We start from the raw sequence: 1,222 nt of genomic DNA on the forward strand, positions 1-1,222 counted from the left end.
CGTGCTGGCGGGAGCCGGCATGACCGTGGCGTGCGTCGACGAACCGGCCAACGATGAGGCGGAAGGGGCCCGAGAGTGTCTAACGATATGGGAATAGCTCGATGGAGGGGGGGCGCGATTGCTGGCTGCTCCGGCCGGTTGGCAACATCCTGCAAAGCAGGGGCACTTTCGGCACAGGATGCATCGTCTGGTAGGTTCAGAAAGACCATCGGGTCAAACGAACCCTCTCCGGACTGCGACAATGTCGGCGGTGGCGCAGGTGGCGCATGTGGCACGGACTGCATGGAGGTGGAGGCGCGGTGGAGGAGGTGCTGCTGAATCTCCTCGATCCGATACGGCGTGGGATCGGCGGGCGGAGCAGGCCGTTTCCAATTAGGAGGTGCCATATCAAGCAATTCCGCCAACGCGTCCTGGCCGCGTGGGGTGCGGCGCAAATTGACGGTGTCGGTGATTTCCTGATCGCGCGAGCCGGGATCGTGTATGGGGTTGTCGATCAGTTCATTGGCGATGATGGCTGAACAGGGCGAAAGAGGGCGCATTCTTGAGTCCTCGTCGTCTTTCCGGATAAGCCTTGATTTAACCGGTTTTTTGGTAAGCCCCCTGCGGAAACAGCGAAATCATTAGGGCACATTGCGAACATAAGGTGCTGGGGGCCGCCGTCGCCGCGCCAGCGTCTTGGCCGGCCTGGCCGGCTTGGGGGTCGGCGGGAATCCGTGAAAAAGTCTGTGCTTACTGCGAGTCAGCGACATCCCCCCAGTTTTGAGTAGCGCCCCAGTTTGGAGTCCAATTCCCTAGCCCGAGAAGATTGGACGTGAAGAAGCGTTTTTCCGAAGAACGGATCATTGGCTTCCTGCGTGAGGCCGAAGCGGGCTTGGCGATTAATGACCTATGCCGGCGGCACGGCGGCAGCGAGGCCTCCTATTCCCTGTGGCGCAGCAAATTCGGCGGGATGAGCGTGCCCGATGCCAAGCGGCTCAAGGACCTTGAGTCCGAGAACGTGCGGCTGAAGCAGTTTCTGGCCGAGCAGCTGTTCGAGAGCGGCTTGATCAAGGATGCGCTGCGAAAAACGTGGTGAGCGCAGCGGCGTGTCGTGCGCTGGTGCGCGAGTGGATGGGGCGTGGCGCCAGCGAGCGTCGCGCCTTGGCAGCGATCGGTATGAGCGCCAGTGCGCTGCGCTATTGCCCGCGCGAAGACCGCAACGTCGAGCTGCGCGAGCGCATCC

1 protein-coding gene and 1 pseudogene are annotated in these 1,222 nt (G+C 62.0%); both read left to right on the top strand.

Annotated features, from left to right (window positions below):
- Positions 1-299 precede the first annotated feature (299 nt).
- Positions 300-518, top strand: a complete 219-nt coding sequence (locus XpopCFBP1817_RS20760; protein ID WP_158251343.1) for a hypothetical protein — start codon at positions 300-302, stop codon at positions 516-518.
- A 293-nt stretch (positions 519-811) separates the two neighbouring features.
- Positions 812-1,222 (top strand): annotated as a pseudogene (locus XpopCFBP1817_RS20765) (transposase); the annotation flags it as partial.

The organism is Xanthomonas populi (assembly GCF_002940065.1).
In the GTDB taxonomy this organism is placed as follows: Bacteria; Pseudomonadota; Gammaproteobacteria; order Xanthomonadales; family Xanthomonadaceae; genus Xanthomonas; species Xanthomonas populi.